We start from the raw sequence: 24,532 nt of genomic DNA, 5'->3' as shown, positions 1-24,532 counted from the left end.
TGTTACATAGGCTAGACACAATCGCCAAAAAATAAGACGATCCAGCCGGTGATTGACCACTCTACCCTATAAGAACAATGACAATGATGTTTACCCAACCCTCCGCGTCGCTGCGGCGCGTCAGCATCCTGGCCATTGACAAGGTATTTGCTTCGACCTTGATGCAGGCCAAGGATTTCTTCCATCTCGCCAGCCTGCGTTACAGCAAGCAGCTGGGCCTGGGCTTGCAGCCCATGTTCGAGATCCACCTGGTGAGCCCCGACGGCCAGCCCGTGGACAGCTTCAGCAATGTTCAGCTACCGGTCGACGGTGGCCTGGACGACGCCGACGTGATCATCCTCCCGGCCTACTGGGACGATTTCGACAACCTCCTGCAACGTTATCCACAGGTGCTGCCATGGCTGCGTGAACAGCATGCCCGCGGTGCGGTGCTGTGCGCCGAGGCCAGTGGTGTGTTCTGGCTGGCCGAATCCGGCCTGCTCGATGGCAAGGAGGCGACGACCTACTGGCGCTTCTTCACCAGCTTTGCCGAACGCTTTCCGAAGATCCGGCTGAACCAGGACAAGCACCTGACCGACGCCGACAATATCTATTGCGCCGGCGGCGCCACGTCGGCCTGCGACCTGTACATCTACCTGATCGAGCGCTTCTGCGGCGCCAACGTGGCCCGCGCCGTGGCCCGCGACATACTCTACGAAGTGCAGCGCAACTACACCCCGGGGCGCATGGGCTTTGGCGGGCAGAAGCTGCATCAGGACCTGATCATTCTGCAGATCCAGCATTGGCTGGAGGAACACTTCGCCGACAAGTTCCGCTTCGAGGATGTGGCCCGCAACCACGGCATGAGCATCCGCAACTTCATGCGCCGCTTCCAGGGCGCGACAGGTGACAAGCCGCTGCACTACCTGCAACGGCTGCGGATCGAGACCGCCAAGGGGTTGCTGTCGAGCACGCGCAAGAGCATCAAGACCATCAGCTACGAAGTTGGCTATGACGATGCCAGTTTCTTTGCGCGGCTGTTCCGCCAGCACACCGAGCTGTCACCGAACCAGTATCGGCAGCAGTTCATGCAAGAGGCTTGAGGGCCATGGGGCTGCTTTGCAGCCCATTCGCGGCACAAGGCCGCCCCTACAAGAGATCGCGTACCAGCATGGAATCGCGTTCCCCTGTAGGAGCGGCCTTGTGCCGCGAATGGGCCGCAAAGCGGCCCCAGGTTCTTATGGCTTGTGCGCGCGCGACAGGAATTCGTGCGACTGCATCTCCAGCAACCGGCTCAGGGTGCGCTGGAACTCGAAGCTCAGGCGCCCGCCGGTGTACAGGTCCTTGAGCTCCACCTCGGCCGAGATGATCAGCTTGACGTTGCGGTCGTAGAACTCGTCCACCATGTTGATGAAACGACGGGCGATGTCGTCGGTGGCGACACCCATCTGCTCCACATTGCTCAACAGCACGGCGTGGAAGATCTTGCCCAGTTCGATGTAGTCGTTCTGGCTGCGCGGCCCATCGCACAGGGCGCGGAAGTCGAACCAGGCGACATCGTCACAGGTGCGCAGGGCATTGATCGGACGGTTCTCGATCATCAGCACATCGTTCTCGACCGCCTGGGTGCACTCAGGCGTCAGCGCCTTGAAGCTGGCGCGCATGCTCTGGTGCGCCGCATCGTTGAGCGGGTAGTGGAACAGTTCGGCCTGCTCCAGGTGACGCAGGCGGTAGTCGACCCCACTGTCAACGTTCACCACGTCGGTGAACTGCTTGATCATGGCAATGGCTGGCAGGAAGCGTGCGCGTTGCAGGCCGTCCTTGTACAGGCCGTCCGGCACGATGTTGGAGGTGGCTACCAGCGACACGCCGTTCTTGAACAGCTCTTCCATCAGGGTGCCGAGGATCATGGCGTCGGTAATGTCCGACACGAAGAATTCGTCGAAGCAGATGACCCTGGCTTCGTCGCTGAAGCGCTTGGCGATGATGGTCAGCGGGTTCTTCTCGCCCTTGAGGGTTTTCATTTCCTCGTGCACACGCTTCATGAAGCGGTGGAAGTGCGTACGCATCTTCTGCTTGAACGGTAGCGCTTCGTAGAAGGTATCGACCAGGTAGGTCTTGCCTCGCCCTACCCCACCCCAGAAGTACAGGCCCTTCACCGGGGTCTGCTCCTTCTTGCCGAACAGCTTGCCGAACACGCCCGGCTTGTTGTTCTGCGCCTGTACCAGGTCGTCGTACAGGCGCTGCAGGTGACGCACCGCAGTTTCCTGCGCCGCGTCATGGAAGAAGTCGGGACGTTTCAGATCTGCTTGATAGCGTTCTAAGGGAGTCATGATTCGTTAGCGAGGCAACAAAAAACGGGCCGTCACTGTAGCGACAGGCCCGCTTAATGGCAATCAGACTTGCGTCAATATGCCTCAGTCCTGCTGTGGTGCCAGGGCATCACGCAGGCTTTGAATGGCCGCATCACGGGCTTCGGCGCTGTCGAACTGCGGCCCGTCGGCAACCTGCTCGCCGTTGAGCCACAGGCCAAAGCTCAGGCCTTCGACCCGCACATCGGCCTCGCCACCCTGCTGCAGCTGCTTGCTCACGGCGCCAGCGCTCTTGCCGTCGGCGAAGCTGCGCGACAGCAGCAGTTGCTCGCCGTCAGCGGCCAGCAGGCGGAAGCGGAAGCTGCCGTCTTCGTCGCGGAAGCTGACGAAGCGTGCGCTCTTGGCGGCCTTCTTCTTCACCTCGGTGCCGGCTTGCACACCGCTACGGAACGAACGCAGGCCAACGGCTTCGCGCAGTTGCTCGAGGAACGGCGTGGCAATCTTGCGTGCCTTGGCGGCGCCGGCCAGCAGGATGTCTTCCAGGTCCGCCGGGCGTGCGATCAACTGGTGGTAGTACTCGCGTTTTTCGGCAAGTTGGCCATCCAGCAGCTGGAACAGGCGCTGCTTGGCATCGCCCCAGCCCAGGCCCTGCAGCAGCTCTTCGCGGAATTCGGCGCATTGCTGCGGCGTCGAGAAGGCCTGGTACAAGGTGAACAGGTGCGAATTGTCCGGGTCTTTCGCTTCGCCGGGCGCGCGCGAGTCAGTGACGATGCGCGAGATGGCGTCTTTCATGTCCTTGGCGCTGGTGAACAACGGGATGGTGTTGTCATAGCTCTTGGACATCTTGCGCCCGTCCAGGCCTGGCAACGTGGCCACGCTTTCCTCGATCACCGCCTCCGGCAGGGCGAAGAAGTCCCGGCCCTGGCCGAACAGGTGGTTGAAGCGCTGGCCGATGTCGCGGGCCATTTCCACGTGCTGGATCTGGTCACGGCCGACCGGCACCTTGTGGGCGTTGAACATCAGGATGTCGGCGGCCATCAGTACCGGGTAGCTGAACAGGCCCATGGTCACGCCGGCGTCCGGGTCTTCGCCGTTCTCGACGTTCTTGTCCACCGAGGCCTTGTAGGCATGCGCGCGGTTCAGCAGGCCCTTGGCGGCAACGCAGGTCAGCAGCCAGGTAAGCTCGGGAATTTCCGGGATGTCGGACTGGCGGTAGAAGGTCACCTTGTCCGGGTCCAGGCCACCAGCCAGCCAGGTGGCGGCGATTTCCAGGCGCGAACGCTGGATACGCAGCGGGTCGTCGCACTTGATCAAGGCGTGGTAGTCGGCCAGGAAGTAGAACGAGTCGGCACCGGGCTGCTGGCTGGCACGGATCGCAGGGCGAATGGCGCCGGCGTAGTTGCCCAGGTGCGGAGTGCCGGTGGTGGTGATACCGGTAAGAATGCGCGTGGTCATGGGTGTTCGCTTATTCAGGCTTGGCTCAGTTCGAAAGGCGCGGCAGCAGCAGATCCTTCAGATCGGTCAGCTTGCCATGGAAGAAGTGTCCGCATTCTGCCACTTTCAGCAGCTCATGGGGGCGCGACAGGCTGCCGGACCATTCGTAAACCAGCTGCGGCGCGACCACTTCGTCGGCATCTGGCTGCACCACGGTGATCGGGCAGTGCTGTGGCAGCGGGAATTCGGCGGTCAGGCGCATGACTGCCGGGGCAATCATGAACAAGTGTTGCAACGTTACCCCGGCGGCCTCCAGGCGGCCGGCCAGGCTGGTGGCAACGAAACCGCCGAACGAGAAGCCCATCAGCACCAGTGGCAGGTCGGGGTGCCTGGCACGCAGCCAGGCGGCAGCGGCCTCGGCATCGGCCACTTCGCCGGCCCCCATGTCATGGCTGCCGGCGCTCTGGCCGACGCCACGGTAGTTGAAACGCAGGGTCACATAGCCGGCATCGCGAGCGGTGCGTTGCAGGGTCGAGACCACCTTGTTGAGCATGGTGCCGCCCTGGACCGGGTTGGGGTGGCAGATCAGCACCGCGCCACGGGCATCGGCCACGTCCAGGTACAAGGCTTCCAGCTGGCCGGCAGGGCCATCGATGAACAAGGGGGTTTCGCGGACAAGCAAGGCACTACTCCGTGACCTCGGGAAGGGTCGATTCGTCTAGGTGAGGAATTCTGTTCTGATTTGCGATCGCTCGCGGTATACAGCGCAGGTCTGAGCCGTTAACGTAAAGCAAAGCCGTTTATAGAGGAAGGACTCGTGGAACTCTCGCTCCTTGTTTGGTTGTTGCCAACCCTGGCCCTGGTCATCGGTGTGGCGGTCGGTTTCATTGTTGCCCGTCTGCTGCCCAACGCGGCGCCGAGCAACACCCAGCGCCAACTGGATGACATCCAGAAACGCTTCGACAGCTACCAGAACGAAGTGGTCACCCACTTCAACAGCACCGCCATGCTGGTCAAGAAACTGACCCAGAGCTACCAGGACGTACAGGATCACCTGGCCGAAGGCGCCAACAGCCTGGCCCTCGATGAAGTCACTCGCCAGCGCCTGCTGGCTGCACTGCATTCCGAAGCGCCGCAAGGCCCGCGTGACCGCCTGACCCCACCGAAAGACACCGCCGAAGTGCCGCGCGACTATGCGCCAAAAGCGCCAAATTCGCCGGGCATGCTCGATGAGAGCTACGGGCTCAAGCGTTGATCTGCTGAACATGAAAAAGGCCTCGCAAGAGGCCTTTTTTGTGCTTTGAATCGCCAAGAGAACCCCGCCAGTGCGGGGTTCCCGGTTCAGATCAAGGCTTGCGCCAGGACTGGCCACCTTCATCATCGTCACCGCCACTGCGGCAAATGAACAGGTCGATGTATTTCGGGAATACGCTCATTGTCAAACTCCTATTAAATAAGCCGGCCAATTCACCAGCTCATCCAAAGTGCCATCGCCTGATCCCGTAAGGCATTGGGCAAGTGTTCCCGATCCTGCAAGGCAAGTTCATGCACACGCCTTCAACGCCACCTCGATATCTGCCAGCAGGTCCTCCACATCCTCCAGCCCGACTGACAACCTCACCAGCCCCTCTGATATCCCGTGATGCGCCCGCTCTTGTGGCGTGTAACTGGAGTGCGTCATGCTCGCCGGGTGCTGCGCCAGCGACTCGGCATCCCCCAGGCTCACTGCCCGGGCAAAAAGCTGCAGCGCATTCATGAAACGCCGCCCTGCCTCTATCCCCCCCTTGAGCTCAAAGGCAATCATCCCGCCCGGCAGACGCATCTGCCGCTGTGCCAGTTCGTACTGGGCAAACGACGGCAACCCTGGGTAGTGAATCAGCTCCACCTGCGGCTGCCGAGCCAGAAACTGCGCAACCTGCAACGCATTGGCGCAGTGGCGGTCCATGCGCAGAGCCAAGGTCTTGATACCGCGCATCAAGAGCGAAGCGTCATGCGGCGACAGCACAGCCCCGGTCATGTCTTTGAGCCCCTCCAGGCGAATCCGGTCGACCATCGCCTTGCGCCCCACCACCAGGCCTGCGGTGATGTCGCCATGGCCACTGAGGTACTTGGTCGCCGAATGCACCACCAGGTCCGCCCCCAGTTCCAGTGGCCGCTGCAGGTAAGGCGTGCAGTAGGTGTTGTCGACCACCACAAGCACATCACTCCCCCGCACCGCCTCGACGACCGCCGCTATATCCACCAGTTGCATGTTGGGGTTGGCCGGTGTTTCGAAGTAGATCATCCGCGTTTTGCTGTTGATCGCCGCTTTCAGGGCCTTGGCATCGTTAAGGTCGACATGGTGGATCTTGAGCCCGAACTCGCCAATGCCATGGTGCAGGAACGCAAAGGTGCAGCCATACAAGGTGCGCCCCACGATCAGCTCATCACCAGGCCGCAGCAGGGTCCAGAGGGTCGAAGTAATGGCCCCCATCCCCGACGCCAGCGCCAATCCCGCCTCACCACCCTCCAGCGAGGCCATGCGTTGCTCAAGCAAGGCCAGGGTGGGGTTGGAGATGCGGCTGTAGAAGTGCCCCGCCTCCTCCCCGGCGAAGCACGCAGCGCCGTATTCGACAGTCGGGAAGGCATAGGTCGCGGTCTGGTACACCGGTGGCACCAAGGCACCACCGTGGGAGAGCGGGTCGTAGCCATGGTGAATGGCCCGTGTGGAAAAACCGGTGTTGTTATGGGAGTCGCGCACGGCAACAGCCTCTTGTGGTTTGTTATAAGCTTATGCCACCGAGCTGCCCGATTTTTTCCAAAATTACCCACGCATCTGCGTGCTTGCTGGAACAAAAACAACAATTAACGGACCAGGAGGGCAAAACATGCCTTCAAGCCTCGACCGCACCGACCGCGCCCTGCTCGCCGCCTTGCAGGACAACGCCCGCCTCACCGTCGCCGAACTTGCCGACCAGGTGGCATTGACCACCTCGCCCTGCTGGCGCCGGGTCAAGCTGCTGGAAGACAACGGCTATATCACTGGCTACCAGGCCATCCTCTCGCCCAAGTCGCTGGGGTTCGGCGTGACCGCGTTCGTCAGCATCATGATGGACTCGCACACCAAGGACATGGCGCTGGCGTTCGAGCAGCGGCTGATGGAAATTCCCGAAATCGTCGCCTGCCACAACATCTCCGGGCGCTATGACTTTTTGCTGGAGATCCTGGCCCGGGACCTGGAGTCGTTCGGGGAGTTCACCCGCGAAGTGCTGCAGCGGCTGCCGGGGGTGAAGGAGATCTATTCGAGTTTTTCCTACAAGGCGGTGAAGGAGCGGCGGGTGATTCCGGTGTCGGAAAAACATATCTGAACCGGATACGCAGCACCTGAAGGAATGAGAAATAAAAAACCCCGCCGAAGCGGGGTCTTTTAATTGCAGGCCAGCGCTTAGATAGCGCCGCGCTGACGCAGCACGTCCAGCACCTGTTTCACGCCTTCATCCACGCTAGTGGCCTGGGTGTCGATCACAAGGTCGGCATCCAGCGGCACATCGAACGGGAAGCTTTCGCCCGGGATGTTTTCGCCACCGGCAGCGTACAGGCCTTGCGGGTCGCGCTCGCGGCAAGCCAGCGGCGAGGCCTGGACGTAAACGGTCACCAGGCGCTCTTTGCCGATCAGGGCCTTGGCCTGTTCGCGGCCTTCGGCATCCGGGGCCACGAACGCAGCCAGGGTCAGCAGGCCGGCTTCGTTGAACTGGCGCGCCACATGGGCGGCGCGGCGCCAGTTTTCGGTGCGGCCGGCGCGGTCTTGCGGCAAGCCCTTGTTCAGGTCGTGGCGCAGGTTCTGGCCGTCGAGCACGTATACCGCACGGCCCATGTCGAACAGCTTGCGCTCCACGGCATAGGCCAGGGTGCTCTTGCCAGCGCCGGACAGGCCGCTGAACAGCACGGTGGCTGGCTGCTGGCCGAAGCGCAGGGCGCGCTCTTCGGTAGACACGTGGGCCTGCTTGCCATGCTGGCCGGTGCTGCCATGCGGCAGGACTGGCGGAGCGATGATCATGCCAGCGCCAACGGTGCCGTTGGTCAGGCGGTCGATGACAATGAACGCACCGGTGGTGCGGTTGCTGTCGTAGCCGTCCAGGGCGATGGCGCTGTCCAGCGACACCTTGACACGACCGATCTCGTTCAGTTGCAGCGCGCTGGCTGCGTCCTTCTCGAGCGTGTTCACATCGACCTTGTGGGTAATGCTTGCGATCGAGCCCGGCACATAGCTGGTGGCGCGCTTGATGTCGTATTTCTTGCCTGGGAGCATCGGCTCTTCGGCCATCCACACCAGCATGGCGTCGAACTGGTCGGTCACCGGCGGTACGTTGTCGGCATGTACCAGCAGGTCGCCACGGGAGATGTCGATCTCGTCTTCCATGGTCAGGGTCACGGCCTGGCCTGGGCCGGCGTTTTCCAGTTCACCTTCGTAGGTGACGATGGACTTGACGCGGCTGCTCTTGCCCGACGGCAGCACGACGATTTCATCACCCTTGTGCACTACGCCGCTGGCAATGGTGCCGGCGAAGCCACGGAAGTTCAGGTTCGGGCGGTTCACGTACTGCACCGGGAAGCGCAGGTCGGTGAAGTTGCGGTCGGCCGAAACCTCGACGGTTTCGAGGATTTCCATCAGCGTCGGGCCGGTGTACCACGGCGATTGTTCGCTGTGGTTGACCACGTTGTCGCCCTTGAGCGCCGACATTGGCACGAACTGCAGGCTGCTCGGGGTCAGGTTGATGGCCTCGGCGAACTGCAGGTAGTCGGCCTTGATCGACTCGAAGACGCCCTCATCAAAGCCCTTGAGGTCCATCTTGTTGACCGCGACCACGATGTGCTTGATGCCCAGCAGCGAGGCAATGTAGCTGTGGCGACGGGTCTGGGTTTGCACGCCGTAGCGGGCATCGACCAGGATGATCGCCAGGTCACAGGTGGATGCACCGGTGGCCATGTTGCGGGTGTACTGCTCGTGGCCCGGGGTGTCGGCAATGATGAACTTGCGCTTGGCGGTTGAGAAGTAGCGGTAGGCGACATCGATGGTGATGCCCTGCTCACGCTCGGCCTGCAGGCCGTCGACCAGCAGCGCCAGGTCGACTTCTTCGCCGGTGGTGCCGGACTTCTTCGAATCACGGGTGATGGCTTCGAGGTGGTCCTCGTAGATCATCTTCGAATCGTGCAGCAGGCGCCCGATCAGGGTGCTCTTGCCGTCATCCACGTTGCCGCAGGTGAGGAAACGCAGCAGTTCTTTGCGCTCGTGCTGAGCCAGATAAGCGAGGATGTCTTCGCTGATCAAATCGGATTGGTGCGACATGGAGTAACCCTGAAAATTAGAAGTAGCCCTGACGTTTTTTGTCTTCCATGGAACCGGCGCCATCGTGGTCGATGACCCGGCCCTGGCGCTCGGAAGTGCGCGTCAGGAGCATTTCCTGAATGATGTCGGTCAGCGTTTCTGCTTCCGACTCGACAGCACCCGTCAACGGGTAGCAACCGAGGGTACGGAAACGCACCTTCTTCTTGACGATACGGGCCTTCTCTTCCTCGGAAAGGTGCTCGAGGATGCGCTCGTCGTCGATCATGATCAGGGTGCCGTTCTTCTCGATGACTTCCCGCTCGGCGGCGAAGTACAGCGGCACGATCGGGATGCCTTCAAGGTAGATGTACTGCCAGATGTCCAGCTCGGTCCAGTTCGACAGCGGGAAGACGCGGATCGACTCGCCCTTGTTGACCTTGCCGTTGTAAACGTTCCAGAGCTCGGGGCGCTGGTTTTTCGGGTCCCAGCGGTGCTTGCTGTCGCGGAACGAATACACACGCTCTTTGGCCCGCGACTTCTCTTCGTCGCGGCGCGCGCCACCGAAGGCGGCGTCGAAACCATGCTTGTCCAGTGCCTGCTTCAGGCCCTGGGTCTTCATGATGTCGGTGTGCTTGGAGCTGCCATGGGTGAACGGGTTGATGCCCTGCGCCACACCCTCAGGGTTGACGTGGGTGATCAGTTCCAGGCCCATTTCCTCGACCATCTTGTCGCGGAAGCTGTACATCTCCTGGAATTTCCACTGGGTGTCGACGTGCATCACCGGGAATGGCAGCTTGCCCGGGAAGAAGGCCTTGCGCGCCAGGTGCAGCATCACGGCGGAATCCTTGCCGATCGAGTACAGCATCACCGGGTTGTCGAACTCGGCGGCCACCTCGCGGATAATGTGGATGCTTTCCGCCTCCAGCTGTTTCAAGTGCGTCAGTTTGTCGACCATGGCTACTCACGAAAAACGATCTTATGGACGGCCTGCGGGCCGTGTTCGAGCGAGCCACTTTATCACAGCGGCTGCTTCTATTTAGGAGGCGGGCTAGATCGAAAAGATCTAACGATATGACTGCGGGTTTGGGCTCTGCCTGCCCAGCACCGAGCCCTGTAGGAGCAGCCTTGTGCTGCGAAGAGGCCGGTATAGCAGATAGGGATCTATTGCCTGCGTCGACCTCTTCGCAGCACAAGGCTGCTCCTACAACGAACCGCATGGAACTCCGAAAGCCTCAGATGGGATTCGGGCAATCGATGAACAGGTGCTCCACGGCAAACCGCCGCGCCAGGCAATCGCCCAGCGCCTGCACGCCGTAACGCTCGGTGGCATGGTGCCCGGCAGCAATGAAGCTGACGCCATTCTCGCGCGCGCTGTGGTAGGTCTGCTCCGACGCCTCGCCGGTCAGGTACAGGTCCACCCCGGCGGCAATCGCCGTGTCGATGTAACCCTGCCCGCCACCGGTGCACCAGCCGACCCTACGGATCATTTGCTCGCCATCCACCAGCAACGGTTCACGCCCCAGCACTTCCTGAACCCGCCGGGCAAAATCGCGCGCAGTCACAGGTTCAGCCAGTGAGCCGACCAACCCCACCACCTTGGGGTTCTCCGGGTCCAGCGGGCCTTCGACGGTGATGTCCAGTTGCCGCGCCAACTGCACGTTGTTGCCCACCTCCGGGTGCACATCCAGCGGCAGGTGAAACGCCAGCAGGCTGATGTCGTTGTTCAGCAAGGTTTTCAGGCGACGCTGGCGGATACCGGTAATGCACGGGTTCTCACCCTTCCAGAAGTAACCATGGTGCACCAGCACCAGGTCGGCCTGGGCCTCGACCGCAGCATCCAGCAACGCCTGGCTGGCAGTAACGCCGCTGACGATACGGCTGACCTGCGGCCGGCCCTCCACTTGCAGGCCATTGGGGCAATAATCCTGGATCTTCGCGCTGCCCAGGTAACGCTCGGCTTCCTCGACCAGGATGTTTAGAGCGACGGCCATGAAAATCTCCTCGAAAACTGCGCTTTTCTCGGGCACAACACCAATGGAACGCCCGTATAATGCCGGCCATTATGGGCCGTCGCCGGCACTGGGGGAACCGGTGTATGATCCCGCGCGCTCATGCCCCACTGCGCGGCCACTGGCCCTCGCTCTTTCCAGGATTCGTTCATGTTCAAGGCTTTGCGTTACTTTGGCTGGCCCCTGCTTACCGGCGTACTGATCGCCATGCTGATCATCCAGCGTTTCCCTCAATGGGTCGGCCTGCCCAGCCAGGACGTCAACCTGCAACAGGCACCGCAGACCACGCGGATCATGCAGGGCCCGGTGTCGTATGCCGACGCCGTGACACTGGCCGCCCCCGCCGTGGTCAACCTGTACACCACCAAAGTGGTGAACAAAAGCGCCCATCCGCTGTTCGAGGACCCGCAGTTCCGCCGTTTCTTCGGCGACAACCTGCCCAAGCAACGCCGTTGGGAATCGAGCCTGGGCTCGGCGGTGATCATGAGCCCCGAGGGCTACCTGCTGACCAACAACCATGTCACCAGTGGCGCCGACCAGATCGTCGTGGCCCTGAAAGATGGCCGCGAAACCCTGGCCCGCGTGATCGGCAGCGACCCGGAAACCGACCTGGCGGTGCTGAAGATCGACCTGAAGAACCTGCCGGCGATCACCATCGGCCGTTCCGACACCATTCACATCGGCGACGTGTCACTGGCCATCGGCAACCCGTTCGGTGTCGGCCAGACCGTGACCATGGGTATCATCAGCGCTACCGGCCGTAACCAGCTGGGCCTCAACAACTACGAAGACTTCATCCAGACCGACGCAGCGATCAACCCCGGCAACTCGGGCGGCGCACTGGTCGATGCCAGTGGCAACCTGGTCGGCATCAACACCGCGATCTTCTCCAAGTCCGGCGGTTCGCAGGGCATCGGCTTTGCCATCCCGGTGAAGCTGGCACTGGAGGTGATGAAGTCGATCGTCGAGCACGGCCAGGTGATCCGTGGCTGGCTGGGCATCGAGGTGCAGCCGCTGAGCCAGGAACTGGCCGAATCGTTCGGCATGAAGGACCGCCCGGGTATCGTGGTGGCCGGTATCTTCCGCGAAGGGCCGGCGGCCAAGGCCGGGTTGCAACTGGGTGACGTGATCCTGAGCATCAACGGCGAACCGGCCGGTGACGGGCGCAAGTCGATGAACCAGGTGGCGCGGATCAAGCCCACCGACAAGATCACCATCGAGGTGATGCGCAATGGGCAGCAGCTGAAGCTGATTGCCGAGGTGGGGCTGCGGCCGCCGCCGGCGCCGGCTGCAACGCAAGAAGAAAAGTAAACCTCCCGTGTAGGAGCGGCCTTGTGCCGCGAAAGGGCCGCATGGCGGCCCCAGCCATATCAGCGGCGAAGCTGAAACCCTGGGGCCGCTGCGCGGCCCTTTCGCGGCACAAGGCCGCTCCTACAGGGACCGCGACAGCCCCCTCAATAGTGCAGCACCAGTTGCCTCAATGCAGGATCTGGCTCAGGAACAACCTGGTCCGGTCACTGCGCGGCCGGTCGAAGAAGTCATCCGGCGCCGCCTGCTCCACAATCTCGCCCTTGTCCATGAAGATCACCCGATTCGCCACGGTGCGGGCAAAGCCCATCTCGTGGGTCACGCAGAGCATGGTCATGCCGTCTTCGGCCAGGCCCACCATGGTATCGAGCACTTCCTTGACCATTTCCGGGTCCAGCGCCGAGGTCGGCTCGTCGAACAGCATGATCTTCGGCTTCATGCACAGCGCACGGGCAATGGCCACACGCTGCTGCTGGCCACCCGACAACTGCCCCGGGTACTTGTGTGCCTGCTCGGGAATACGCACACGCTCCAGATAATGCATGGCAATTTCCTCGGCCTTGCGCCGCGGCATCTTGCGCACCCACATGGGCGCCAGGGTGCAGTTTTCCAGAATGCTCAGGTGCGGGAACAGGTTGAAGTGCTGGAACACCATGCCCACTTCGCGGCGGATGGCCTCGATCTGCTTGAGGTCGTTGGTCAGCTCGACGCCATCGACCACGATACGCCCCTGCTGGTGCTCTTCAAGGCGGTTGAGGCAACGGATGGTGGTGGACTTGCCCGAGCCGGACGGCCCGCACAGCACGATGCGCTCGCCCTGGCGCACGTTCAGGTTGATGTCCTTGAGCACATGGAACTGGCCGTACCACTTGTTCACACCCTGCATCTGGATGATGCCTTCGGGGCCGGCAGGCTGCTTGATCGCTTCACTCATTTCGAAACTCCTAACGCTTGTGGCCAGTGTCCAGCTTGCGCTCCAGGTGCATGGAGTAGCGGGACATACCGAAACAGAAAATCCAGAACACCAGGGCGGCGAACACATAGCCCTCGGTAGCCATGCCCAGCCAGGCCGGGTCGGCGGCGGCTTGCTTGACGCTGTTCAGCAGGTCGAACAGGCCGATGATGATCACCAGGCTCGTGTCCTTGAACAGGGCAATGAAGGTGTTGACGATGCCGGGGATCACCAGCTTGAGGGCCTGCGGCAGAATCACCAGGCCCATCGAGCGCCAGTAGCCCAGGCCCATGGCCGCAGCGGCTTCGTACTGGCCCTTGGGGATGGCCTGCAGACCACCGCGCACCACCTCGGCGATGTACGCCGACTGGAACAGGATCACGCCGATCATTGCCCGCAGCAGCTTGTCGAAGCTCATGCCTTCGGGCAGGAACAACGGCAGCATCACCGACGACATGAACAGCACGGTAATCAACGGCACGCCGCGCCAGAACTCGATGAAGGTCACGCACACCACCTTCACGGCCGGCATCCTCGAACGCCGGCCCAGGGCCAGCAGGATGCCCAGCGGCAAGGCGCCGACAATACCCACGGTGGCGATCACCAGGGTCAGCATCAGCCCGCCCCACTGGCTGGTCGGTACGCTTTCCAGGCCCAGGTACCCTCCGTGCAGCAGGGTGTAGGCCAGTATCGGATACAGCACCAGGAAGCCCAGGCCGTAGAAGGCCTTGCGCGGGAAGCGCTTGATGAACAGCGGCGCAGCGCCGATGACGGCAAGCCATACCGTCAGGTCCACCCGCCAGCGCAGCTCGGCCGGGTAGTAGCCGTACATGAACTGGCCAAAGCGCTGCTGCACGAACACCCAGCAGGCGCCCTCCTTGGTGCAGTCGGCGCGGGTGGTGCCGACCCAGTTGGCGTCAATCAACGCCCACTGCAGCAGCGGTGGCACGATTAGCCATACCAGGTAGATGGCGAGCAGGGTCAACAGCGTGTTGAGCCAGCTGGAGAACAGGTTGGCACGCATCCATGCGAGCACGCCGACGGTTTTCACCGGTGGCGGCATATCGGGTTTGAAAACATGGGCATTCACGGGCGTATCCTCACCGCTCGATCAGCGCTATGCGCTTGTTGTACCAGTTCATCAGCAGCGAAATGCTGATGCTGATGGCGAGATAGACACTCATGGTGATCGCAATCACCTCGATGGCCTGGCCGGTCTGATTGAGCACGGTGCCGGCAAACAGCGAGACCATCTCTGGGTAACCGATACCGGCCGCCAGCGACGAGTTCTTCGCCAGGTTCAGGTACTGGCTGGTCAGCGGCGGAATGATCACCCGCAGTGCCTGGGGAATGATCACCTTGCGCAGGGTCGGGCCCTCGCGCAGGCCCAGCGACCGCGCGGCTTCGGTCTGGCCATGGCTGACCGAACGGATGCCGGAACGCACGATTTCAGCAATGAAGGCTGCCGTATAGATAGTCAGCGCCAAGGTCAGCGCCAACAGCTCGGGGATCAGCACCCAGCCACCGACGAAGTTGAAGCCCTTGAGCTGCGGCACTTCCCAGCTGACCGGGCTGCCGAACAACAGCACGCTCAGGCCAGGTATGACGATGAACAGCGCCAGCCCCACCCAGAACTTGTGAAACGGCACGCCGGTCTCGTCGAAGCGCTTGTTGGCCAGGCGCACCATCACGACAATGGCGGCAATGGCCACCACCAAGGCCACGACGAACGGCCAGAAGCCATCGGCCATGGACGCGCCAGGCATGTTCAGGCCCCGGTTGCTGATGAAGAACATGTCGTCGATGTTGATGCTGCCCCGCGGTCCCGGCAGGGTCAGGAACACGGCGAAGTACCAAAACAGGATCTGCAGCAACGGCGGGATGTTGCGGAAGGTTTCCACATACACGGTCGCCAGTTTGTTGATCATCCAGTTCGGTGACAGGCGAGCCACACCGATGATGAAGCCCAGAATGGTCGCCAGGATGACGCCGATGAAGGTCACCAGCAGGGTATTGAGCAGGCCGATGACGAACACCCGCGCATAGCTGTCGGATTCCACATAGGGGATCAGGTGCTGAGCGATGCCGAAGCCTGCACTGCGGTCGAGGAAGTCGAAGCCTGAGGTGATACCCCGGTGTTGCAGGTTGGTTTGTGTGTTGTGGAACAGGTACCAGCCCAGGCCGACCACGAAGACGATCGTGAGGATCTGGAACAGCCACGCGCGCACACGCGGATCGTTAAGGGACAAGCCCTTGGGTGCGCCGATTTGATTTTGCATGAAGTGCCCCGGACAGTAGGGATTCGAACAGCCTGCGGCGGCGGGATGCCGCCGCAGGGTGCAACCATCAGCGCACAGGTGGCGCGTACTGGATGCCGCCGTTGTTCCACAGGGCGTTCATGCCACGGTCGATCTTCAGGTCGGTGCTCTGGCCCAGGTTCTTCTCGAACACTTCGCCGTAGTTGCCGACTTGCTTGACGATCTGCACTACCCAGTCTTTGGGCAGCTTGAGGTCCTTGCCGTACTCACCATCCGCACCCAGCAGGCGGGCGACGTCCGGGTTTTTGGTGCCTTTGGCTTCGGCCTCGACATTTTTCGAGGTGACGCCTGCCTCTTCGGCGTTGAGCATGGCGAACAGGGTCCACTTGACGATGCTGAACCACTCCTCGTCGCCTTTACGCACCACCGGGCCCAGGGGCTCCTTGGAGATGGTTTCCGGCAGTACCACGTAGTCGGTCGGCGCGGCCAGCTTGGAACGCTGGGCGAACAGCTGCGACTTGTCCGAGGTCAGCACGTCGCAACGGCCCGACTCCAGCGACTTGGCGCTTTCGTCCGAGGTGTCGAAGGTGATCGGGGTGTACTTGAGGTTATTGGCGCGGAAGAAGTCCGACACGTTCAGCTCGGTGGTGGTACCGGCCTGGATACAGATGGTTGCGCCATCAAGCTCCTTGGCACTGGAGACACCCAGCTTCTTGTTGACCAAAAAGCCTACGCCGTCGTAGTAGGTGACCCCGGCGAACACCAGGCCCATGCCGGCATCGCGCGAGCTGGTCCAGGTGGTGTTGCGCGATAGCACGTCGACCTCGCCCGACTGCAGGGCGGTGAAGCGTTCCTTGGCGTTGAGCTGGCTGAACTTGACCTTGGTCGCATCGCCGAACACGGCTGCGGCCACGGCGCGGCACACATCGGCGTCGATACCGACGATCTTGCCCTGCGCATCAGGTACCGAGAAGCCCGGAAGACCGTCGCTCACGCCACACTGGACGAAGCCCTTCTTCTTTACCGCATCGAGGGTGGCGCCGGCCTGGGCATTGCTCACGGCGCCCAGTGCGGCGGCAGCGGTCAGGACTGCCAGGGTGGTTTTCAACATCTTCATTCACAACCTCCAAATCGCTCTTGTTGTATCGAGCCGGAATTGCACCGCACCCTTTTGAGGCGTATCCGACCCGTATTGGCTTGTTATTGGGTCAATTGGCGCAATGGACTGTTCTGTGACAGCCTTCGCGTACAAAGGGTGTTACCGTCTCGGCCTACCCTTTGCATCACAGATTGAATTGCAAAGCGCGTACCAGATTCTGTGGCTGTAGCGTTTAAGCGCTCGTCAAGTAGGGAAAGTTGTATCGTTGCGACATTCTTTTTCCGACAAACATTTCCAGCGCCTTCTTTTCACGCACGCCATAACAAGACCCGCACACTTTCGGAGCAGTCATGACCAACCCGCTGATTCTCGAACCACAGAAAACCGCTGACGCCTGTGTGATCTGGTTGCACGGTCTGGGGGCCGACCGTTACGACTTCCTACCTGTGGCCGAATTCATGCAGGAGCGCCTGCTCAGCACCCGCTTCATCATGCCCCAGGCCCCGACCCGTCCAGTCACCATAAATGGCGGGTATGCCATGCCCAGCTGGTATGACATCAAGGCCATGACCCCGGCCCGCGCCATTGACGAAGCGCAGCTGGAAGCGTCGGCCGAACAAGTGGTTGCCCTGATCAAGGCCGAGCAGGCCAAAGGCATCAACCTGTCGCGGATCTTCCTGGCCGGCTTCTCCCAGGGTGGCGCGGTTGTGCTGCACACTGCCTATATAAAGTGGCAAGAAGCACTGGGTGGGGTGATCGCCCTGTCCACCTACGCCCCCACCTTCAACGACCAGCACCAGTTGACTGCCTGCCAGCAGCGCACCCCGGCCCTGTGCCTGCATGGTGTGCATGACCCGGTGGTGATCCCGTCCATGGGGCGCACCGCCTTCGAGTACTTGAACACCTGGGGCGTCGCCGCCCGCTGGTACGAATACCCGATGGAACACGAAGTGGTGGTCGAAGAGCTGAACGACATCCACAACTGGCTCAGCGAGCAGCTGCAATAGGCTGGCTCTCTTGTAGTTGTGGGAGTATTCCGCTACGCCGCGCCCGGATCTTGCATTACACTGCCCGGCGTACATTCCTTAATCAGTTGATGAGACGATCGTGCTCAAAGCACTCAAGAAAATATTCGGCAAGGGAGACGCCGCGCCACAAGCCGTCGCTCCTGCTGCCAGCGTGACGCCGCCTGCGCGCGCACCCGCCAGCGAGGCCCGGCCCGCAGCAAAACCGGCCGTACCGCGTGCCAACACCGCCCCCGAGGCTGAACAACCCGCCACCGCTACCGCTACCGCTACGCCACCTGCCGACAAAGCGGCCAAGGACAAACCGCGTCGCGAGCGCAAGCCCAAGCCGCAGGCCAGCCTGTGGAAGCCGGAAGACTTCGTGGTCGAGCCGCAGGAAGGCAAGACCCGCTTCCACGACTTCAAACTGTCCAACGAGCTGATGCACGCCATCCACGACCTGGGCTTCCCGTACTGCACGCCGATCCAGGCGCAGGTGCTGGGGTATACCCTGCGTGGCCAGGACGCCATCGGCCGGGCCCAGACCGGTACCGGCAAGACTGCAGCGTTTTTGATCTCGATCATTTCCCAGCTGCAGCAGACGCCACCGCCCAAGGAACGCTACATGGGCGAACCGCGCGCGCTGATCATCGCGCCGACCCGCGAGCTGGTGGTGCAGATCGCCAAGGACGCCGCTGCGCTGACCAAGTACACCGGGCTGAACGTCATGAGCTTCGTCGGCGGCATGGACTTCGACAAGCAGCTGAAAGCCCTTGAAGCACGCCACTGCGACATCCTGGTGGCCACCCCCGGCCGCCTGCTGGACTTCAACCAGCGCGGCGAAGTGCACCTGGACATGGTCGAGGTGATGGTGCTGGACGAAGCAGACCGCATGCTCGACATGGGTTTCATCCCTCAAGTGCGCCAGATCATTCGCCAGACACCACCGAAAAGCGAGCGCCAGACCCTGCTGTTCTCCGCCACCTTCACCGACGACGTGATGAACCTGGCGAAGCAGTGGACCACCAACCCGGCCATCGTCGAAATCGAGCCGGAAAACGTGGCCAGCGAAACGGTCGAGCAGCACGTGTACGCGGTGGCGGGCAGCGACAAGTACAAGCTGCTGTACAACCTGGTGACCCAGAACAACTGGGAACGGGTGATGGTATTTGCCAACCGCAAGGACGAAGTGCGGCGCATCGAGGAAAAACTGGTGCGCGACGGCATCAATGCCGCCCAGCTGTCGGGCGACGTGCCACAGCACAAGCGCATCCGCACCCTGGAAAACTTCCGCGAAGGGCGCATCACCGTGCTGGTGGCCACCGACGTGGCCGGGCGTGGCATCCATATCGATGGCATCAGCCACGTGATCAACTTCACCCTGCCGGAAGACCCGGACGACTACGTGCACCGCATTGGTCGTACCGGCCGCGCGGGGGCCAGCGGCGTGTCGATCAGCTTTGCCGGGGAGGATGACTCGTATCAGTTGCCGGCAATCGAAGAACTGCTGGGGCGCAAGATCAAGTGCGAAATGCCGCCCGATGAACTGCTAAAGCCGGTGCCGCGCAAACACCATTAGCCTGCGCCGGCCTATTCGCGGGTGAACCCGCTCCCACAGGTACTGCGCTGCCCTCAAGTCATGCGCGATACCTGTGGGAGCGGGTTCACCCGCGAACCGGGGCGAAGCCCCGGCCATCAAACCCTCATTTACCAGCGCCCCGCCGCATCCTGGTCACTCTGCTTGCCTTCAACCCACCGCGGCCCTTCCTCGGTATTCTCCTTCTTCCAGAACGGCGCCCGGGTCTTCAGGTAGTCCATGATGAAGTTGCAGGCATCGAACGCCGCCTGCCGATGGGCACTGGCCACACCGACAAACACGATCGGCTCGCCCGGCTCCAGCGCTCCGATGCGGTGCAACACCTCCACCTTGAGCAACGGCCAGCGCTGCTCGGCCTCGACCACGATCTTGGCCAGCGCCTTTTCGGTCATGCCCGGGTAGTGTTCAAGGAACATCCCCGCCACTTCGCGGCCATCGTTGAAATCCCGCACATAGCCGACAAAAGCAACCACCGCGCCCACGCCAACATTGGCCGCATGCATGGCATTCACCTCGGCGCCCGGGTCGAACGCGCCTTGTTGCACTCGCACTGCCATGTTCAGCCTCCGGTCACCGGCGGGAAGAACGCCACTTCGTCACCCTCTTCCAGTGGCTCATCAAGCTTGCACAGCTCTTCGTTGCGCGCACACATCAGGTTTTGCTCGGCCAGCACCGCATAGTGCCCACCCTTGCCCACCAGGGCCTGGCGTACATCGTCCAGCACCTTGAACGCGCCTTCTACACGCTCGCCATCCACGCCCAGCAGTTCGCGGTAGCGGGCGAAGTACATCACCTTGACCTTCATCATGCCTGCACCTTGTAGTGGCCACTCTTGCCGCCGAGCTTTTCCAGCAGGCGCACCTGTTCGATGACCATGCCCTTGTCCACAGCCTTGCACATGTCGTAGATCGTCAGCGCGGCAACGCTGGCAGCGGTCAGTGCTTCCATCTCCACGCCGGTCTGCCCGGCCAGCTTGCAACGGGCGACAATACGCACGGCGTCCTCGCCCTCGGCGCTGAGCTCGACCTTGACGCTGGTCAGCATCAGCGGGTGGCACAGCGGGATCAGGTCACTGGTCTTCTTCGCCGCCTGGATCCCGGCAATGCGTGCCACGGCGAACACGTCGCCCTTGGGATGTTCGCCGTCGACGATCATCTGCAAGGTCTGCGGCAACATGCGCACCCGCGCCTCGGCGATGGCCTCACGCTCGGTCACGGCCTTTTCAGTGACGTCGACCATGTTGGCCCGCCCCTGGGAATCAAGATGTGTCAGCACTGCTCTGCTCCTGTGAAGGGAACCCAAAGTTTAAACCTGTGGGTCAGTTTTTTGCAGGAAAAATTGCTCCTCTGAGAACCTGGCGCACCCGAAAAAAAATCAGCCATTTTTATGTGCATTAATGCGCGGAAAACATCCAAACTCCTGAAAATCAATATTTTTAATACCACGGAAAATTCCTACCCTCCACTCAGAACTTTCCTACCTTCATATACGGTTGACTTTCACAACATGGAAATTATTCTTACTTGCGAAGTCACGCCGACTTCAACAACAAAAATATGAGGAACTAAGCATGAAAAAGGTCACATTGCAGAGTCACCTTAGCGCGCTGTCCAACAACGCCTATCACATCCTCCTAGCTCGATTTGATCATGTAAAAGCACTGGTGGATTAATCCGCAATCCTGGGCAGTGCGCGCCTGCCCAAGACTATAAAAAATAAAAACGAGAACAAAATGAAAAAATTCCAGCTCAACGAAGACATCGTCTTCACTGCCAAAAAAGGCGTGTTCGCCCTATGGAATTTGAAGAATGGCGAGCAATACCAGATTTACGACCAAAAGTATTTGGATAGAATTTACGAACTAACAACTTTATCAGGATACCGGTCCGCCACTGACAACATCGACGAAGAACTTATCGACGCTGGCATACTAGAGCTGACAACGTTTGACAAAGCGAGTGAAAGTCCACGCCAACAATGGGGATGGGACGATATCGCAAAAATCTTCCATCTGGGTACAAAACACAATTTCCCGTGCGACTTGTCTAATGACTCAGAGAATCCAGAGGCTGCTCACGTCGACTTTTGCGAGAGTATTGCCGCCAACATACCTCCGATTCACACAGAGCGGACTGGAACTGTAACAAGCTTACCTAAACCATGTTTAATAGAGCTAGAGTCTTCATTACTGAGCACACTAAAAAATAGAAAAACGAGCCGTCATTTCAAATGCTTAGACACCGATGTGAAAATTGTTTCGGACTTATTGTTCACCACCTTTGGCAAGTTTCATGGGGACACGCATGAAGAGGCATTAGCCGCGCGCGGAATAAAAACCATTGGCTATAGACGCTCATCACCAAGCGCTGGGTGCCTACAAGCTACAGAAGCTTATCTCATTGCACTAAACGTCCAAGGGCTTGAAAAAGGTGTTTATCATTATAGACCACAAGATCATGCATTATCACTCATCAAAAATGACATTGTCGAACTGAGTAAAACATTATGTCATCAGACATTTGCCACAGATGCATCCTTCCTTATCGTCATGACGTCTAGGTTTGACAAGCTCTGGTGGAAATATCCTCACTCAAGAGCATACCGGTCAGCTCTAATGGAGGTTGGGCACCTTTCTCAGACTTTTAATTTATCCGCAACAGCCTACAAGTTGAACACCTGGATCAGCGGGTACTTCATCGACGACATGCTCAATAAGTTGTTGGAAGTAGACGGCACCAACGAACACTCCCTCTTCGTAATAGCTAGCGGCCCTGGTTATTCAGATCCTATATCTCCTAATATGCAGAAACTAATTTAGGAGCTAGTTCTCATATGGACGATACACAACTGCGTCACCAAGCCTCCGAAATCGAACGAAGAGTAGGCGATGAGCTTTTCAGCCACCAACAACTTACTCGTGCAGCAGCCGCATACGAAAGAAGCCTTACCCTTGACAAAAACAACATAAAGACACTCAACAACTTCGGCGCACTTTACGAAAAACTCGGCGACGCGGGAAAAATGATGGCGCTCGCTGGACTTGGCAACAACTCCCAAACGAGCAGAGACGAACAACACATGCTCGACTACCTAATTGCCAGCTCCTCTCCGATAGATACTTTTTCAAAATCTGATTTTGTAGGCTCCAAATACTATAATATCGGGCCGCACAGTCAACCATTCTGCGACCTTGCAAAGAAAATATCTAATGCACTATTCGAACATATAAGACTCAAAATACTTCCACACATAAACAAGAAAATCCCATTATTAATTTCCGGCGGATGCGGTTTAAACTGCGACTGGAATAGAAAGTGGGATGAGAGCGGCTTGTTTTCGGATGTATTCGTCCCCCCATGCACCAATGACACTGGTGTGGCTATCGGGGCAGCTGCGCTGGCGCAGAAACTAATGACTGGACGGTGTGGCTTGGAATGGAGTGTTTATTCAGGTCAACCCTTCATACTCGAGCAAAACTCTGCTACAAGGTCATCCAATAGTCCTTCCCCACTCCAGCCTCACACAATCTGCAAAAAAATTGTTGAAGGGGAAATAATCTGTTGGATACAGGGGCGTTGTGAAATCGGCCCAAGAGCATTAGGTAATCGTTCGATCTTGGCATCCCCGTTCTCTAAAACAACCACGCAAAAATTGAACAAACTAAAACAGAGAGAAAACTACCGACCTATAGCCCCAATATGCCTGGAGACAGATGCTCCCTTACACTTTGAGAACTGCAAATCCAGCAAATATATGCTGTCGTTTTATAAAGTGATAAACCCACGACTTCAAGCCATCACTCATGCCGACGGCACCGCTCGCGTTCAGACTATCACCTCTGAGGACAACCCCACGCTTTACAACCTATTAAAAGCCTTCAAAAAACTCAGCGGCACTGGAGTTTTATGCAATACATCACTCAATTTCAGTGGTGCGGGGTTCATTAACAATAGATCTGACTTGGAAAAATTCTGTACTCATAACAGCATCTCTACATTTGTAATTGATGACATCATGTATACGAAGGTGGAGTGACGGGAATGCAAACCTTGGCAACCAGACAGTATTGCTATCTGTACGGAATACGGTTATGCAGCTCTGCAACAGTTTGGCTTGACTTTATACTAATATTTTCGACGCTGACTTTCATATTTGACGCAGAAGCCCATACCTTAGCGCTTGCAGCAGCACTTTATGGTGTGCCTTCGCTAATATTCGGCCCCTATATTGGATCATTACCTGATCGCTACTCACCACGTGCAATTATAGCAGTTAGCTTTTGCATTAGAGCCATTACTGCAATCTGTCTTCTACTTGCTTCGAACGTTGAACTTTTTTTGCTCTTTATAAGCCTTAAAGGACTCTCCAACCTTGGATCAACTCCAGCTGAAATCGTATTAACAGCTCGACTCTTACCCCCTCAAAGCATAATAAAAAACACATCATTAGTCAGCATCACCGATCAGACCATTAAAATAATAGCCCCCCTTGCTGCTGGATTATCTATCACTTGGAGCAATAGCACTTACGGTTTTCTAATTTCTGCAGGCATCAGCCTCAATGGACTGATCTTTGTATGGCTATTGAGCTCACAAAAAAAACATGTCGAAAATTTTGGCGAAATCAAACATAAACCTAGCCTGAACGAGGTATTAAAATTTTTTGTATCTAACCCAGCTGCTCAAGCATTTCTTTTATGTATGCTAGTTCAATCAGCAGCGCTGGGAATTTATGACTCTTTGCTAAGCCTTTTCATGAAAGAACTGAGCTTAAGCTCTGCTTCGTTCGGCCAGGTAGTCAGCGCAACGGCAATTGGTGGAATTATAGCCGGGCTTGCTTTCCCGCAAATTTATAGACGGCACTTTCTACTTTGCGCGACTGTCGCCTCCTCTATATTTGGCGTTTGCTTATGCGTTGTAGCCACGGTAGGTTTAATTCCTGAAATAATTACACCTTATTCATTTCCGATCCTTTTCCTGATTGCAGGTTTTGCATATGGACTCACCTCTCAAGGCTTTACCTCGACTCTTCAACTTACATGTCCCAGCAGAATACTGGGTACAGCATTTTCTACTGCGAGAAGCTGTGCAATCTCCCTGTTTATTGTCCTGCCAGCTGCAGGCGCATGGTTGGCAGGAATCACCAGTACAGCCAGCGTCATCATGACAGCTGGATTGTTGACGCTCATCAGCGCTGGCATTTTGCACATCTATTACCTGACACGTGAAGCATCGGATATCTCGTAACGGTTGCAAGCCTGTAGAAACAGGCTTGC

23 protein-coding genes are annotated in these 24,532 nt (G+C 59.0%); 9 read left to right on the top strand and 14 right to left on the bottom strand.

The features are described from left to right. Positions 1-161: 161 nt before the first annotated feature. Positions 162-1,082, top strand: a complete 921-nt coding sequence (locus E8E78_RS13980) for a GlxA family transcriptional regulator (RefSeq protein ID WP_169725191.1) — start codon at positions 162-164, stop codon at positions 1,080-1,082. Positions 1,083-1,217: 135 nt separating this feature from the next. Here the strand turns inward: E8E78_RS13980 and zapE are convergent, their stop codons facing one another. The 3 genes from zapE to E8E78_RS13965 form a co-directional block, all read right to left on the bottom strand. Beyond that, complete coding sequence (zapE, locus tag E8E78_RS13975) at positions 1,218-2,312, bottom strand: cell division protein ZapE (protein WP_016498030.1); 1,095 nt, start codon at positions 2,310-2,312, stop codon at positions 1,218-1,220. 84 nt (positions 2,313-2,396) lie between these two features. Beyond that, positions 2,397-3,746, bottom strand: coding sequence for a tryptophan--tRNA ligase (locus E8E78_RS13970; protein ID WP_016498029.1), 1,350 nt, complete (start codon positions 3,744-3,746; stop codon positions 2,397-2,399). A gap of 25 nt (positions 3,747-3,771) precedes the next feature. Next, positions 3,772-4,407: an alpha/beta fold hydrolase gene (locus E8E78_RS13965; RefSeq protein ID WP_114942090.1), complete on the bottom strand. Its 636-nt coding sequence runs from the start codon at positions 4,405-4,407 to the stop codon at positions 3,772-3,774. A 135-nt stretch (positions 4,408-4,542) separates the two neighbouring features. Here E8E78_RS13965 and E8E78_RS13960 point away from each other — a divergent pair, with 135 nt between their 5' ends. Beyond that, complete coding sequence (locus tag E8E78_RS13960; protein ID WP_016488987.1) at positions 4,543-4,980, top strand: DUF1043 family protein; 438 nt, start codon at positions 4,543-4,545, stop codon at positions 4,978-4,980. A gap of 288 nt (positions 4,981-5,268) precedes the next feature. Here E8E78_RS13960 and E8E78_RS13955 read toward each other — a convergent pair whose 3' ends face one another. Further along, positions 5,269-6,465, bottom strand: coding sequence for a methionine gamma-lyase (locus tag E8E78_RS13955; protein WP_049274851.1), 1,197 nt, complete (start codon positions 6,463-6,465; stop codon positions 5,269-5,271). Positions 6,466-6,592: 127 nt separating this feature from the next. On the opposite strand from E8E78_RS13955, the gene E8E78_RS13950 reads away from it, so the two are divergent. After that, on the top strand, positions 6,593-7,072 hold the full coding sequence (locus E8E78_RS13950) for an Lrp/AsnC family transcriptional regulator (protein WP_016498026.1): 480 nt from the start codon (positions 6,593-6,595) through the stop codon (positions 7,070-7,072). Between the two features lie 77 nt (positions 7,073-7,149). On the opposite strand, the gene cysN is transcribed toward E8E78_RS13950, so the two are convergent. The 3 genes from cysN to E8E78_RS13935 all read right to left on the bottom strand — a co-directional run bounded on the left by cysN (position 7,150) and on the right by E8E78_RS13935 (position 11,021). Beyond that, positions 7,150-9,051 (bottom strand): sulfate adenylyltransferase subunit CysN, encoded by a 1,902-nt coding sequence (cysN, locus tag E8E78_RS13945; protein WP_280313079.1) that lies wholly within the window; start codon positions 9,049-9,051, stop codon positions 7,150-7,152. Positions 9,052-9,067: 16 nt separating this feature from the next. After that, a complete protein-coding gene (gene cysD, locus E8E78_RS13940) occupies positions 9,068-9,985 on the bottom strand; it encodes a sulfate adenylyltransferase subunit CysD (protein WP_003251799.1) in 918 nt (305 codons plus the stop codon). Between the two features lie 277 nt (positions 9,986-10,262). Beyond that, positions 10,263-11,021, bottom strand: coding sequence for a Nif3-like dinuclear metal center hexameric protein (locus E8E78_RS13935; protein WP_280313080.1), 759 nt, complete (start codon positions 11,019-11,021; stop codon positions 10,263-10,265). 168 nt (positions 11,022-11,189) lie between these two features. On the opposite strand from E8E78_RS13935, the gene algW reads away from it, so the two are divergent. Further along, a complete protein-coding gene (algW, locus tag E8E78_RS13930; protein WP_049274847.1) occupies positions 11,190-12,350 on the top strand; it encodes a Do family serine endopeptidase AlgW in 1,161 nt (386 codons plus the stop codon). Positions 12,351-12,516: 166 nt separating this feature from the next. Here the strand turns inward: algW and E8E78_RS13925 are convergent, their stop codons facing one another. From E8E78_RS13925 to E8E78_RS13910, 4 genes are all read right to left on the bottom strand, one after another. Then, positions 12,517-13,281, bottom strand: a complete 765-nt coding sequence (locus E8E78_RS13925; protein WP_016498022.1) for an amino acid ABC transporter ATP-binding protein — start codon at positions 13,279-13,281, stop codon at positions 12,517-12,519. Between the two features lie 10 nt (positions 13,282-13,291). Continuing rightward, the gene (locus E8E78_RS13920) at positions 13,292-14,389 is read right to left on the bottom strand and encodes an amino acid ABC transporter permease (RefSeq protein WP_016498021.1); all 1,098 of its coding nucleotides are present in this window, start codon (positions 14,387-14,389) and stop codon (positions 13,292-13,294) included. A 10-nt stretch (positions 14,390-14,399) separates the two neighbouring features. Then, entirely contained in the window at positions 14,400-15,578 is a 1,179-nt protein-coding gene (locus E8E78_RS13915) for an amino acid ABC transporter permease (protein ID WP_049274485.1), read from the bottom strand. 67 nt (positions 15,579-15,645) lie between these two features. Beyond that, positions 15,646-16,674 carry an amino acid ABC transporter substrate-binding protein gene (locus tag E8E78_RS13910; protein ID WP_019470613.1) on the bottom strand — a complete coding sequence of 343 codons (1,029 nt, stop codon included), beginning with the start codon at positions 16,672-16,674 and terminating at the stop codon, positions 15,646-15,648. Positions 16,675-17,006: 332 nt separating this feature from the next. Here E8E78_RS13910 and E8E78_RS13905 point away from each other — a divergent pair, with 332 nt between their 5' ends. Together E8E78_RS13905 and rhlB are read left to right on the top strand one after the other, a co-directional pair. Further along, positions 17,007-17,663 (top strand): alpha/beta fold hydrolase, encoded by a 657-nt coding sequence (locus tag E8E78_RS13905; protein ID WP_016498018.1) that lies wholly within the window; start codon positions 17,007-17,009, stop codon positions 17,661-17,663. Positions 17,664-17,763: 100 nt separating this feature from the next. Beyond that, a complete protein-coding gene (gene rhlB, locus E8E78_RS13900; protein WP_061202733.1) occupies positions 17,764-19,239 on the top strand; it encodes an ATP-dependent RNA helicase RhlB in 1,476 nt (491 codons plus the stop codon). A gap of 128 nt (positions 19,240-19,367) precedes the next feature. Here rhlB and moaE read toward each other — a convergent pair whose 3' ends face one another. The 3 genes from moaE to moaC are packed head-to-tail and all read right to left on the bottom strand — an operon-like array spanning position 19,368 to position 20,532. After that, the gene (moaE, locus tag E8E78_RS13895) at positions 19,368-19,814 is read right to left on the bottom strand and encodes a molybdopterin synthase catalytic subunit MoaE (protein WP_061202734.1); all 447 of its coding nucleotides are present in this window, start codon (positions 19,812-19,814) and stop codon (positions 19,368-19,370) included. Positions 19,815-19,816: 2 nt separating this feature from the next. Beyond that, a complete protein-coding gene (locus tag E8E78_RS13890; RefSeq protein WP_061202735.1) occupies positions 19,817-20,062 on the bottom strand; it encodes a MoaD/ThiS family protein in 246 nt (81 codons plus the stop codon). Continuing rightward, positions 20,062-20,532 (bottom strand): cyclic pyranopterin monophosphate synthase MoaC, encoded by a 471-nt coding sequence (gene moaC / locus E8E78_RS13885; protein ID WP_016498014.1) that lies wholly within the window; start codon positions 20,530-20,532, stop codon positions 20,062-20,064. The genes E8E78_RS13890 and moaC overlap by 1 nt, the downstream gene beginning before the upstream one ends. Before the next feature lie 457 nt (positions 20,533-20,989). Here moaC and E8E78_RS13880 point away from each other — a divergent pair, with 457 nt between their 5' ends. From E8E78_RS13880 to E8E78_RS13870, 3 genes are read left to right on the top strand one after another with little or no spacing between them, the layout of a single operon-like run. After that, positions 20,990-22,075: a SagB/ThcOx family dehydrogenase gene (locus tag E8E78_RS13880; protein ID WP_084967315.1), complete on the top strand. Its 1,086-nt coding sequence runs from the start codon at positions 20,990-20,992 to the stop codon at positions 22,073-22,075. A 14-nt stretch (positions 22,076-22,089) separates the two neighbouring features. Beyond that, positions 22,090-23,292 carry a carbamoyltransferase C-terminal domain-containing protein gene (locus tag E8E78_RS13875; protein ID WP_280313087.1) on the top strand — a complete coding sequence of 401 codons (1,203 nt, stop codon included), beginning with the start codon at positions 22,090-22,092 and terminating at the stop codon, positions 23,290-23,292. Positions 23,293-23,297: 5 nt separating this feature from the next. Further along, positions 23,298-24,503 carry an MFS transporter gene (locus E8E78_RS13870; RefSeq protein WP_280313089.1) on the top strand — a complete coding sequence of 402 codons (1,206 nt, stop codon included), beginning with the start codon at positions 23,298-23,300 and terminating at the stop codon, positions 24,501-24,503. Positions 24,504-24,532: the final 29 nt, after the last annotated feature.

This window comes from Pseudomonas sp. BN505 (assembly GCF_029873175.1).
Lineage (GTDB): Bacteria > Pseudomonadota > Gammaproteobacteria > Pseudomonadales > Pseudomonadaceae > Aquipseudomonas > Aquipseudomonas putida.
This window is presented reverse-complemented; position numbering and strand designations above follow the sequence as displayed.